The 10,953-nt window shown below is 74.4% G+C and carries 11 protein-coding genes; 3 read left to right on the top strand and 8 right to left on the bottom strand.

All coding sequences use genetic code 11. From position 1 onward, the window contains the following. The first annotated feature begins 63 nt into the window (after nt 1-63). The gene (locus EF918_RS39165) at nt 64-168 is read left to right on the top strand and encodes a hypothetical protein (protein WP_312847864.1); all 105 of its coding nucleotides are present in this window, start codon (nt 64-66) and stop codon (nt 166-168) included. On the opposite strand, the gene soxR is transcribed toward EF918_RS39165, so the two are convergent. Next, complete coding sequence (gene soxR, locus EF918_RS25825) at nt 134-592, bottom strand: redox-sensitive transcriptional activator SoxR (protein ID WP_125651016.1); 459 nt, start codon at nt 590-592, stop codon at nt 134-136. The genes EF918_RS39165 and soxR overlap by 35 nt on opposite strands. Before the next feature lie 105 nt (nt 593-697). On the opposite strand from soxR, the gene EF918_RS25830 reads away from it, so the two are divergent. Continuing rightward, nucleotides 698-1,159, top strand: coding sequence for a MaoC family dehydratase (locus tag EF918_RS25830; protein WP_125651018.1), 462 nt, complete (start codon nt 698-700; stop codon nt 1,157-1,159). A 57-nt stretch (nt 1,160-1,216) separates the two neighbouring features. On the opposite strand, the gene EF918_RS25835 is transcribed toward EF918_RS25830, so the two are convergent. From EF918_RS25835 to EF918_RS25845, 3 genes are all read right to left on the bottom strand, one after another. Next, entirely contained in the window at nt 1,217-1,849 is a 633-nt protein-coding gene (locus tag EF918_RS25835; protein WP_125651021.1) for a TetR/AcrR family transcriptional regulator, read from the bottom strand. A gap of 118 nt (nt 1,850-1,967) precedes the next feature. Beyond that, nucleotides 1,968-2,258, bottom strand: a complete 291-nt coding sequence (locus EF918_RS25840; protein WP_125651023.1) for a YiaA/YiaB family inner membrane protein — start codon at nt 2,256-2,258, stop codon at nt 1,968-1,970. A 48-nt stretch (nt 2,259-2,306) separates the two neighbouring features. Continuing rightward, a complete protein-coding gene (locus EF918_RS25845; RefSeq protein ID WP_125651025.1) occupies nt 2,307-3,476 on the bottom strand; it encodes an acyl-CoA dehydrogenase family protein in 1,170 nt (389 codons plus the stop codon). A gap of 76 nt (nt 3,477-3,552) precedes the next feature. Between EF918_RS25845 and EF918_RS25850 the strand changes: the two genes are divergently transcribed. After that, the gene (locus EF918_RS25850) at nt 3,553-4,251 is read left to right on the top strand and encodes a TetR/AcrR family transcriptional regulator (protein WP_125651027.1); all 699 of its coding nucleotides are present in this window, start codon (nt 3,553-3,555) and stop codon (nt 4,249-4,251) included. A gap of 50 nt (nt 4,252-4,301) precedes the next feature. On the opposite strand, the gene EF918_RS25855 is transcribed toward EF918_RS25850, so the two are convergent. From EF918_RS25855 to EF918_RS25870, 4 genes are all read right to left on the bottom strand, one after another. Next, nucleotides 4,302-5,387, bottom strand: a complete 1,086-nt coding sequence (locus tag EF918_RS25855) for a Zn-dependent alcohol dehydrogenase (protein ID WP_125651029.1) — start codon at nt 5,385-5,387, stop codon at nt 4,302-4,304. A 20-nt stretch (nt 5,388-5,407) separates the two neighbouring features. Then, nucleotides 5,408-6,820 carry an aldehyde dehydrogenase family protein gene (locus tag EF918_RS25860; RefSeq protein ID WP_125651031.1) on the bottom strand — a complete coding sequence of 471 codons (1,413 nt, stop codon included), beginning with the start codon at nt 6,818-6,820 and terminating at the stop codon, nt 5,408-5,410. An 83-nt stretch (nt 6,821-6,903) separates the two neighbouring features. Next, nucleotides 6,904-8,412 (bottom strand): CitMHS family transporter, encoded by a 1,509-nt coding sequence (locus EF918_RS25865; RefSeq protein ID WP_125651033.1) that lies wholly within the window; start codon nt 8,410-8,412, stop codon nt 6,904-6,906. A gap of 110 nt (nt 8,413-8,522) precedes the next feature. Continuing rightward, nucleotides 8,523-10,799 carry a molybdopterin oxidoreductase family protein gene (locus EF918_RS25870; protein ID WP_125651035.1) on the bottom strand — a complete coding sequence of 759 codons (2,277 nt, stop codon included), beginning with the start codon at nt 10,797-10,799 and terminating at the stop codon, nt 8,523-8,525. Nucleotides 10,800-10,953 lie beyond the last annotated feature (154 nt).

Consider the following 10,953-nt stretch of genomic DNA (forward strand, 5'->3'; position numbering starts at 1 on the left):
GCCTGGGACGCGGTCGAGGCGGCCGGGCGGTGGGGGTGGGGAGTGCGGATCGGGCTCGGGGACGTGCTGCGGCTGCCCGACGGGCGGGCCGCCCGGTCCACCGCCGAACTGGTGGCCCGCGCGGCCGCGCTGCTCAGGGCGTCCCGGGCCACAGCCGGGAGCCGGTGATGCGGTCACCGAACACGTCGTCCGGGTTGGACAGCACGCAGGTCTCCAGCGACAGGCACCCGCAGCCGATGCAGTCGGTCAAGTGGTCCCGCAGCCGCCCCAGTTGCCGGATCCGCTCGTCCAGCACGGCCCGCCAGGTCTCCGACAGCCGCGCCCAGTCCTCCCGGTTGGGCGTGCGCCCCTCGGGGAGCTGGCTGAGCGCGTCGCGGATGGTGGCGAGCGGGATGCCGACCCGCTGGGCGGCCCGCACGAACGCCACCCGGCGCAGCGCGTCCCGGCTGTAGCGGCGTTGGTTGCCCGAGGTCCGTCGGCTGCTGATCAGCCCCTTGGCCTCGTAGAAGTGGAGCGCGGAGACGGCCGCGCCGCTGCGCGCGGACAACTGGCCGACGGTGAGTTCTTGGACCTTCTCGGGAATCTGCGGCACTCTCCCGAGCCTAACGGCCGGTCAGGGCGGCCGTTGACACGGGCCGGACGGCCACCCATGCTGAGCGCTGAGCAAGCGCTTGTTCCGTCCGCGAGAAGGAGTGGCATGGCCGAGCCGAGGATCTTCACGTCCGCCGAGGAGCTGCACGCCGGGACCGGCGAACCGCTCGGCCCGAGCGACTGGCTCACGGTCGACCAGAAGCGGATCGACCTCTTCGCCGACGCCACCGGAGACCACCAGTGGATCCACGTGGACCCCGCGCGGGCCGCCTCCGGCCCGTTCGGCACCACCATCGCGCACGGCTACCTGACCCTGTCCCTGCTGCCCAGCCTGGTCCCGCAGATCATGCGGGTGGAGGGCATGAAGATGGGCATCAACTACGGCGTGGACAAGGTCCGCTTCCCGGCCCCGGTCCCGGTCGACTCCCGGCTGCGGGCCACGGCCGTGATCACCTCGGTGACCGAGGCGGGCGGCGGCGTCCAGGTGGCGGCCACCGTCACGGTCGAGCGCGAGGGCGGCGACAAGCCGGTGTGCGTGGCGGAGACGGTGTCCCGCTACTACTTCTGACCGCTGCGACTGCCGGCCGCAGCTCCGACCGCGGCCCCGTCCGACTGCTGCCGGCCGTTACTGCTGCCGCGCCCCGACCATCCGCAGGACGAGGTCGGCGTAGAGCGCGCCGACCTCGTCGGGGCTGCGCCGGCCGGCCGCGTTGAACCAGCGGGCGACGTCGATGCACAGCGACAGCACGGCCAGGGTGGTGCCGGGGACGTCCGGGACGTCGAACTCCCCGGCCGCGACGCCCTCGGTGAGGATCCGCCGCACCGCCGCGTCGCTCTGCCGGCGCAGGGCCACGATCTCCGCGCGGTGCTCGGGGCCGAGGGCCTCCAGCTCGTACTGCACCACCCGCGCGGTGGTGTGGTGCGCGGCGTGCCACCGTACGAAGGAGCGCACGGCGGCGTCGAGCCGCTGGGCGGCGGTGCCGGGGCCGTCGGCGGCGGAGGACAGGATCTCCAGCGCCTTGTCGTGGCCGATCCGGCTGATCCGGTGGAGCAGCTCTTCCTTGGTCCGGTAGTGGATGTAGAGCGCGGCCGGGCTCATCCCGGCGCGGCTCGCGATGTCGCGGGTGGTGGTGGCGTGGTAGCCGCGCTCGGCGAAGGCGTCGACGGCGGCGACCAGCAGCCTCCGGGCGGCGTCCGGGGTGACCTCCGACCACGGCTGGTAGCCGCCGGGCTCGCCGGTCTCCTCCGCGCTGTGCATCGCTCGCTCACCCTCTCGCCGTATGGAAGGGCCCACTGTACCGGAGGGTGAGCAAGCGCTTAGGCGAGCGGTGCGGGTGGGCTGCTGCCCCTACGGGCGGGCTGCGCCTGCGGGCGGGCTAGACCTTCGGCTGGAAGGGGTCGTAGTCGGCCATGATCTTCTCCATCCGGGCCTGGTCGACCCGGCTGACGATCTGGCCCGCCTCCTGCCGGTCCCGGATCACCTTGGCGAGGGTGAACGCGGAGGTGGTCAGGTAGAGGACCCCGATGGCGAGGAAGGCCCGCACCCACGCGTCCGCCTCCAGGTTCCAGATGCCGACCGCCACCGCGCCGAGCGCGAGGGCGAACGACGCGACGGCCTGGCCGTAGTACGCCGCCGTGTTCTGCTGCTTGACCGGTGTCTCGTTCATGGGCCCAGGATCGGGCGGGCGCGGCCCGGGCCGCATCCGTGCGGGTACTCAGGGCGCGACCGAGTACGAGAAGGCGGAGATCCCCGTGTGGGCCCGGCCGATGAGGAGCTTCTGGATCTGGCTGGTGCCCTCGTAGAGGGTCATCACGCGGGCGTCGCGCAGCAGTTTGCCCACCGGGTACTCGTCGATGTACCCGTAACCGCCGTGCACCTGGAGGGCGTTGCCCGCCGCGCGCACGGCCGCCTCGGAGGCGAACAGCTTGGCGGTGGAGGACTCGGTGGCGAACGGCCTTCCCCGGTCGATCAGATCGGCCACCCGCCAGGTCAGCAGCCGGGCGGCGTCCACGTCGACGGCGATGTCCGCGATCAGCTCCTGGACGAGCTGGTGCTGGGCGATGGGCCGGCCGAACTGCTCACGCGCGGTGGCGTAGCCGACGGCCGCGTCCAGGGCGGCCTGGGCCAGGCCCACGCAGCCGGCGGCCACGGACATCCGCCCCTTGGCCAGGGCCGACATCGCCACCGAGAAGCCCTTGCCGGCGGGTCCGAGCAGGGCGGAGGCGGGCACGCGTACGCCGTCCAGGACGAGTTCGGCGGTGGCCTGGCCGCGCAGCCCGAGCTTGCCGTGGACCTCGCGGCGGGTCAGGCCGGGGGTTGCGGTGGGGACCAGGAACGCCGAGACGCCCCGGTGGCCGGGGGCCTCGCCGGTACGGGCGAAGACCAGGGCCAGGTCGGCCCAGGTGCCGTTGGTGATGAACATCTTGGCGCCGCTGAGCACGTAGTGGTCGCCGTCGCGGACGGCGCGGGTGGTGAGGTTCGCCGCGTCCGAGCCGGTGCCGGGCTCGGTCAGGGCGAAGCAGCCGAGGGCGTCTCCGGCGCAGAGCCGGGGCAGCCAGGCGTGCTTCTGCTCCTCGCTCCCCCAGGCGGCGAGGGTCTTGGCGACCAGGCCGAGCGAGACGGACAGGATGCCGCGCACGGCGGAGTCGCCCCGGCCGAGTTCCTCGGTGACCAGGGCGTACGTGAGGTGGTCGCCGCCGGAGCCGCCGTACTCCTCGGGGACGGTCAGGCCGAGGAATCCCAGGGCGCCGAGCTTCTTGACGATGCCCCGGTCCACGCTCTCGGCGCGGTCCCACTCGGCGGCGTACGGGGCGATCTCCCGGTCGGTGAACTCGCGGGCCACCTGCCGGACCGCGCTCTGTTCCTCGCTGAGCTCCAGGTTCACGGGCACCTCTCACAGGACCGCGGCAGCATTAACGAGCAGCGCTAGTTTTTGATGGGCAGGCCCTACTATGTGCCGCATGGCCAGACCGCGCAAGCCCCTCCTCAGCCGTGAACGGATCGTCGGCGCGGCGGGCCGCCTGGTGGACGAGGAAGGTCTGGAGGCGCTCTCGACGCGGCGGCTGGCGGCCGCACTGGGGGTCAGCGGGCCCTCCCTCTACAACCACTTCCGCACCAAGGACGAGATCCTGGACGCGGTCGCGGACGCGGTGAGCGCGCGCGTGGACCTGTCGATGTTCGAGCCGGCCGATCCGCGCGACTGGCGCACGGCGCTGCACGACTGGGCCCACTCCTACCGGGCCGCGCTGGCCGACCATCCGCACCTGGTGCCCGTACTGGCCCGCGGGCCCGGGCGGCGGCCGGCCGGACTGCGGGTGGCGGACGCCGTGTTCGGCGCGATGACGGCGGCCGGCTGGCCGCCGGCGCAGGCCACCCGGATCGGCGCGCTGATGCGCTACTTCATCCTGGGCTCGGCGGTCGGCTCGTTCGCCGGCGGGTTCGTGGACGACGCCGCCGCCTACGACCCGGCGGACTACCCGCACCTGGGCCGGGCGCACCTGCTGGCCGAGCGCCGCACCGAGGTGGACGAGGGCGCCTTCGAGGCGGGCCTGGCCGCGCTGCTGGACGGGCTGGCGCTGCAGTTCGAGGCCGTACGGGACGCGGGGCGCGGGCGGCGCCCGGACGCGGGTCCGGGCGCCGCCTCCCCTGGGCCAGTGTGACGCAGCGGGGCCGATTCCTGGAGTACTTTTTTAGAAATTCTCTTTAGAAGCTACGCCGGGAAGACCACCAGCGAACGGCCGCCCTCACCGGCCAGCATCGCCTCGAAGGCCGCTGGGATGCCCTCCAGTCCGATCCGGTCGGTCACCAGGGAGCCGAGGTCCAGCCGGCCGGCGCGGACGTGCTCGGCCAGGACGGGGAGGTCACGGGCCGGGTCGCTGTTGCCGTAGACGCAGCCGGTGAGGGTGCGGGCGAAGTGGAAGATCTCCAGGGCGTGGAAGGTGACCTGCTGGTCCTTGCCGCCGATGCCCACGACGACGGCCCGGCCGCCGCGCCGGGTGGACTCCCAGGCGGTCCGGATGGTCGTGGCCCGGCCCACGCACTCGACGGCCACGTCGGCGCCCTGTCCGCCGGTCAGGGCCCGGATCTCCTTGGCGGTGGTCTCCGAGGCGAGGACGAACTCGGTGGCGCCCGCGGCCCGGGCCAGTTCCTCCTTGGCCGGGGACACGTCCACGGCCACGATCGGGCCGGCCCCGGCGATCCGGGCCGCCTGGAGGGCGGCCAGGCCCACCCCGCCGGCCCCGAAGACGGCGACCGACTCCCCCGCCCGGACCCGGGCGCTGTGGTGCACGGCGCCGTACCCGGTGAGCACGGCGCAGCCCAGCAGGGCGGCCTCGGCGAGCGGGATCCCGGCCGGGGCGGGCAGCACGCAGCCGGCGGCGACGACGGTCTCCTCGGCGAACGCGGCCACGTTCAGCCCGGGGTGGAGCTCACTGCCGTCGGTGCGGTGCGCGTGGACGGCGCCGACCCCGGTCAGGGCATTGGCGCACAGCCACACCTCGCCGAGGCCGCAGTGGTGGCAGCGGCCGCAGGACGGGGCCCAGTTGAGGACGACCCCGTCGCCGGGGGCGACATGGGTGACGCCCTCGCCGACGGCGAGCACGGTGCCGGCGCCCTCGTGGCCGAGGACGGCGGGGACGGGCACGCGCATGGTGCCGTCACTGAGGGACAGGTCGGAGTGGCAGACCCCGGCGGCGGCGAGCTTGACCCGGACCTGGCCGGGGCCGGGCTCGGGCAGCACGATCTCCGCTATCTCCAGCGGGGCTCCTACGGCGGGCAGAACGGCGGCGCGGACCACGATGCGGACTCCTCGGGCGGTCAGAACTGCAGGGACTTGGTCTGGAGGTACTCGGCCAGGCCGTGCGGGCCGAGCTCGCGGCCGATGCCGGACTGCTTCCAGCCGCCGAACGGGGCGAGCGGGTTGAACCGGCCGCCGTTGATGTCCACCTGGCCCGTCTCCATGCGGCGGGCGAAGGCGACCGCCGTCTCCTCGTCGGCCGCCCAGACCGCGCCGCCCAGCCCGTAGACGGTGCCGTTGGCGATGCGCAGGGCGTCGTCCTCGTCCTCGTAGCGCAGGATCGACAGGACGGGGCCGAAGATCTCCTCCTGGGCGATGGTCATCTCGGGGGTGACGTCGGCGAACACGGTCGGGGCGACGAAGTAGCCCGTCGGCCGCGGCGCCTCGGGGCCGCCCGCCACCAGCCGGGCACCCTCCGCGACGCCCTTCTCGATGTAGCCGCGCACCCGGTCCCGCTGCGTGGCGTTGACCAGCGGGCCCAGCCGGGTGCCCTCGGCGCTCGGGTCGCCGAGCGGGTAGCGGGCGACGGCCTCGGCGGCGAGGGCGACCGCCTCCTCGTACTGGTCGCGGTGGACCAGCATGCGGGTGAGCGCGTTGCAGCTCTGGCCGGAGTTGTTCATGACGTGGCCCACGCCGGTGGCCACGGCCTTGGCGAGGTCGGCGCCGGGCAGCACGACATTGGCCGATTTGCCGCCCAGCTCCAGGGCGACGCGCTTGACCGCGGCGCCGGCGAGGGCGCCGATGCGCCGGCCGACGGCCGTGGACCCGGTGAAGGAGACCAGGTCCACCCCGGGGTGCTCGGCCAGCGCCTGGCCGGCGACCGGGCCGGTGCCGGTCACCAGGTTGAACACGCCGGCCGGGACCCCCGCCTCGTGCACGGCCTCGGCGAAGAGCTGGGCGGTCAGCGGGGTGTCCTCGGCGGGCTTGAGGACGATCGTGCAGCCGGCGGTGAGGGCGGGTGCCACCTTGGCGACGATCTGGTGCAGCGGATAGTTCCAGGGGGTGATCGCCGCGACCACGCCGACCGGCTGCATCAGCACGGTGGAGGTGCCGAGCCGCTCCTCGAAGGCGTAGGTGGCGCCCAGCTCGGCGTACGTGGAGGCGACCGCCACGGGGGCGCCGACGTGGACGGCCTCGGAGAAGCCGAGCGGGGCGCCGAGCTCGGCGGTGATCGTCCGCGCGAACTCGGGCTTGCGGGCGACCAGGACGTCGCGCAGCGCGCCGACCAGGGCCGCGCGCTGCGCGGGCGGGGTGGCGGCCCAGCCCGGGAAGGCGGCGCGGGCGGCCCGTACGGCGGCGTCGACGTCCTCGGCGGTGCCGGCCGGCACCTCGCCTATGACCTGCTCGTCGGCCGGGTCGACCACCTGGATGCGGTCGGGTCCGGCGGCGGGCACCCACGCACCGCCGATGTACATACCGTCGTGGGCCTTCATGGCATTCCTCCCGAGCGAGCGCGACCGCGTGGACCTCGCGGCCACCCTACAAACGAGCGGCGGTAGTTTTCTGCGGCCGGGGCTCAGATGATGCCGAAAAGCATCCCTGCCGCGAGCACCACCAGGGAGGTGAGCGCCGCCCACTTCACCGTGAACCGGGTGTGGTCGCCGAACTCCACCTTGGCCATCCCGACCAGCACGTAGACGGCCGGGACCAGCGGGCTGGACATGTGCAGGGCCTGTCCCACCAGGGAGGCGCGGGCGATCTCCAGCGGGGAGACCCCGTGCGCGGCGCCGGCCTCGGCGAGGACGGGCAGGACGCCGAAGTAGAAGCCGTCGTTGGACATGAAGTAGGTCAGCGGCAGGCTCAGCAGACCGGTGACCAGCGCCATGTGCGGGCCCATGCCTTCGGGAACGGCTCCCACCAGCCAGTCGGCCATGTGCTTGACCATGCCGGTGCCGGACAGGACGCCGGTGAAGACGGCGGCGGCGAAGACCATGCCGGCGACGTTGAGGACGTTGTCGGCGTGGGCGGCGATCCGCGCCTTCTGGTCGGGCATGTGCGGGAAGTTCACGGTGAGCGCGAGCGCGGCACCGAGGAGGAACAGCACCGGGATGGGCAGCAGCTCCATGATCATCGCGGTCAGCAGGGCCACGGTCAGGGCCGCGTTGAACCAGTAGAGGCGGGGCCGCAGGGTCTCCCGCCCGGGGTCGAGCCCGAGCGTCGCGCCTGCCGCCGAGGCCCGGGCCACGGCGCCGTCCGTCGTCGCGCCGGCGCCGTGGGTCGCGGCGACGCCGTCGGCGGCGCCCGCATCCGTACCGGTGCCCGCCCCGGCACCTGTACCGGCCCCGCCACCGGCACCGCCGTCGGCGGACCGGCCGTTGCCGTGGGACGGGCCGCCGCCCGGGGTGGCCGTGGCCGTCGCGAGGGCCGGCTCCGCCGGGGCCTCGTCGGGCGTCCCGCCGGGCAGCACCAGACGGCCCAGCCGGCGCCGCTCGCGCACGCCGAGGACGTAGGCCAGCAGGAACACGAAGAGCAGGCCGACCGCGAGGGCCGGGATCATCGGGACGAAGATGTCGCCCGCGTCGAGCTTGAGGGCGGTGGCGGCGCGGGCCGTCGGGCCGCCCCAGGGCAGGGTGTTCATCACGCCGTTGGCGGTGGCGGCCACGCCCGTCATCACCACCAGGCTCAGGCCGAGCCGCTTGTAGAGCGGGTACATCGCCGACACGGTGATCATGAACGTGGTCGAGCCGTCGCCGTCGAGCGAGACGATCGCGGCGAGCACCGCCGTACCGACCACGACGCGCACCGGGTCGGCCTTGCAGAAGCGCAGGATGCCCCGGACGATCGGGTCGAACAGGCCGACGTCGATCATCACGCCGAAGTAGACGATGGCGAACATCAGCATCGCGGCGGTCGGCGCGAGTTTGCCGACGCCTTCGATGACGTAGTCGCCCAGGTGGGCCCCCTTGCCGGCGAACACGCAGAAGAGCGCGGGGATCAGGACGAGCGCCGCGATGGGCGACATTTTCTTCAGCATGATCAGGACCAGGAAGGTCGCGATCATGCCGAAGCCGAGGAGAGTCAGCATGCAGGGACGGTAGGCGCGGCGTCTTTGCGCCAACAAGACGTCGCACCGTGAGCAATACGAGCAAAACCCCAGGTCAGCGCGCTGGCAACGACCGGCGCCGGCGGGCGCCCCTACGGCAGCGGTACGAGTTCCACCGGGAAGCCGTTGAGCACGGCCGTGCCGGAGAGCGGGTCGAGGAGGCGGCCGTCGAGGAGCTGGTTGACATTGGCCCCGGGGTCGGCGGAGGCGACCGACAGGCGGGTGCCGGGCCGGTCGTGGCCCCAGCCGTGCGGCAGGCTGACCACGCCGGTGCGGACGGCGTCGGTCACCTCGACCGGCACCTCCAGGCTGCCGCCGGCCGCGGTGACCCGGGCCCGGCCGCCGTCGGCGAGGCCGAGCCGGGCGGCGTCGGCGGGGTGCACCTGGAGGGTGCAGCGGTTGGAACCCCCGGTGAGGGCCGGGACGTTGTGCAGCCAGCTGTTGTTGGACCGCAGGTGGCGCCGGCCCACGAGCACCAGGGCGCCGTCCGGGCGGTCGGCCAGGGCCTCCCGCAGCCTCGGCAGTCCGGCCACGACCGGGTCCGGCAGCAGCTCGATCCCGCCGCTGCGGGTGCGCAGCACGCCCGGGAGCCGGGGCTTGAGCGGTCCGAGGTCGATGCCGTGCGGGTGGGCGAGCAGCCGCTCCAGGGTGAGGGCCTCGGGCGCCGGGTCGTGGCCGAACCGGTCGCCGTACGGGCCGAGCCGGAGCATCAGGTCCAGGCGGCGTTCGGGGCCGTCGGCGCCGGTGAGCCGGGCTTCGAGACGGGCGGGGTCCTGGCCGTGCAGCGGGGAGTCGGGGTCGGCGGTGGCCTTGGCCAGGGTCGAGCGGACGGCGGTGTCGTCCACGGCGGACGGCTCGGCGGAGCCGTGGAGTCCGGACACGGCGAGGATCAGCCGCGCGTGGATCTCGCACTCGTCGCGGCCGCCGTCCTGGAGGGGGACGGCGCGGGGGCTGTAGCGGACCTGGTCGCGCACGGCGAAGCCGTTGAAGGCGAAGTCGAAGTGGGGGCTCTGCGCGGGCGGCGGCGGGGGCAGGACCACGTGGGCGTGGCGGGAGGTCTCGTTCAGGTACGGGTCGACGGAGACCATGAAGTCCAGCCCGGCCAGGGCCGCGTCGAGCCGGCGGCCGTCGGGCGCGGAGAGCACCGGGTTGGCGGCGATCGCGATCAGCGCCCGGATCCGGCCCTCCCCCGGGGTGTCGATCTCCTCGGCGAGGGCGGCGAGCGGGAGTTCGCTCTTGACCTCGGGGTGGCCGGAGACCCGGCTGGCCCAGCGTCCGAGGGCGAAGCCCTTGCCGGGTCCGGCCGGGCTTCGTCCGAGGGCGAAGCCCTTGCCGGGTCCGGCCGGGCGGGGCGCGGGGGCGGTGGCGGAGAGCGGGAAGAGGGCGCCGCCGGGGCGGTCGAGGTTGCCGGTGAGGATGTTGAGGACGTCGACCAGCCAGCTCGCGAGGGTGCCGTGCTCGGCGGTGCAACTGCCCATGCGGCCGTAGACGGCGGCGGTGGGCGCGGCCGCGAGGTCCCGGGCCAGGGCGCGGATCTCCTCGGCCGTCAGGTCGCAGCCCGCGGCGACCGCCTCGGGGGTGAAGTCGGCCAGTGCGGCCGGCAGTGCGTCGAGGCCGCGCAGGTGCGGGGCGAGCGGGCCCGGGTCGGCGAGCTTCTCGGCGAGGAGGGTGTGGGCGAGGGCGGCGAGGAGCGGGGCGTCGCTGCCGGGCCGCGGTGCGAGGTGGCGGTCGGCGAGGGCGGCGGTGCGGGTGCGCCGCGGGTCGACGACGACCAGGGTGCCGCCGCGGGCCCGCAGGGCCTTGAGCCGGCCGGGGAAGTCGGGGGCGGTGCACAGGGAGCCGTTCGACTCCAGCGGATTGGCCCCGAGGAGCAGCAGGAAGTCGGTCCGGTCGAGGTCGGGGACGGGGATCGCGAAGGGGTCGCCGAAGAGCAGTCCGCTGGAGACGTGCTTGGGCATCTGGTCGACGGTGCTGGCGGTGAACAGGTTGCGGGTACCGAGGGCCTTCAGCAGCAGCGGGGGGTAGAGGGCGCCGGCCATGGTGTGGACGTTGGGGTTGCCGAGGACCACGCCGACGCTCTGGGCACCGTAGGAGGCGGTGATGCCGGGCACGGCGGCGGCGATCGCGTCGAACGCCTCCTCCCAGGTGGCCTCCCGGAGCCGGCCGTCGCGGCGGACGAGGGGGGTGCGCAGCCGGTCGGGGTCGGCGTCGACGGCGCCGAACACGGCCCCCTTGGGGCAGAGGAACCCGCGGCTGAAGACGTCGTCGCGGTCGCCGCGGGCGCCGGTGACGGTGGTGCCCTCGATGGTGAGGGTGAGGCCGCAGGTGGCTTCACACAAGGGGCATACGCGCAGGGCGGAGCGGGGCATGGACCCTCCCGGGGCGGCGGCGTGGGACGTGCCGCGCGAGCATACCGACCGGTAGGGACGGAAGGCGAGGGCCCCGGCGCCACGGGCCCCGGCGCCACGGGCCCCGGCCGGGGCCCAGGCGGGGCCCGGGCGGGGCCCGGGCGGGGCCCGGGCC

The sequence above is a fragment of the Streptomyces sp. WAC06614 genome (assembly GCF_003949795.1).
GTDB lineage: Bacteria > Actinomycetota > Actinomycetes > Streptomycetales > Streptomycetaceae > Streptomyces.

Coding starts and splice junctions, on each gene's coding strand:
- EF918_RS25830 (WP_125651018.1), top strand. CDS start 698: ATGGCCGAGCCGAGGATCTTCACGTCCGCCGAGGAGCTGCACGCCGGG.
- EF918_RS25835 (WP_125651021.1), bottom strand. CDS start 1,849: ATGCACAGCGCGGAGGAGACCGGCGAGCCCGGCGGCTACCAGCCGTGG.
- EF918_RS25840 (WP_125651023.1), bottom strand. CDS start 2,258: ATGAACGAGACACCGGTCAAGCAGCAGAACACGGCGGCGTACTACGGC.
- EF918_RS25850 (WP_125651027.1), top strand. CDS start 3,553: ATGGCCAGACCGCGCAAGCCCCTCCTCAGCCGTGAACGGATCGTCGGC.
- EF918_RS25860 (WP_125651031.1), bottom strand. CDS start 6,820: ATGAAGGCCCACGACGGTATGTACATCGGCGGTGCGTGGGTGCCCGCC.
- EF918_RS25865 (WP_125651033.1), bottom strand. CDS start 8,412: ATGCTGACTCTCCTCGGCTTCGGCATGATCGCGACCTTCCTGGTCCTG.
- EF918_RS25870 (WP_125651035.1), bottom strand. CDS start 10,799: ATGCCCCGCTCCGCCCTGCGCGTATGCCCCTTGTGTGAAGCCACCTGC.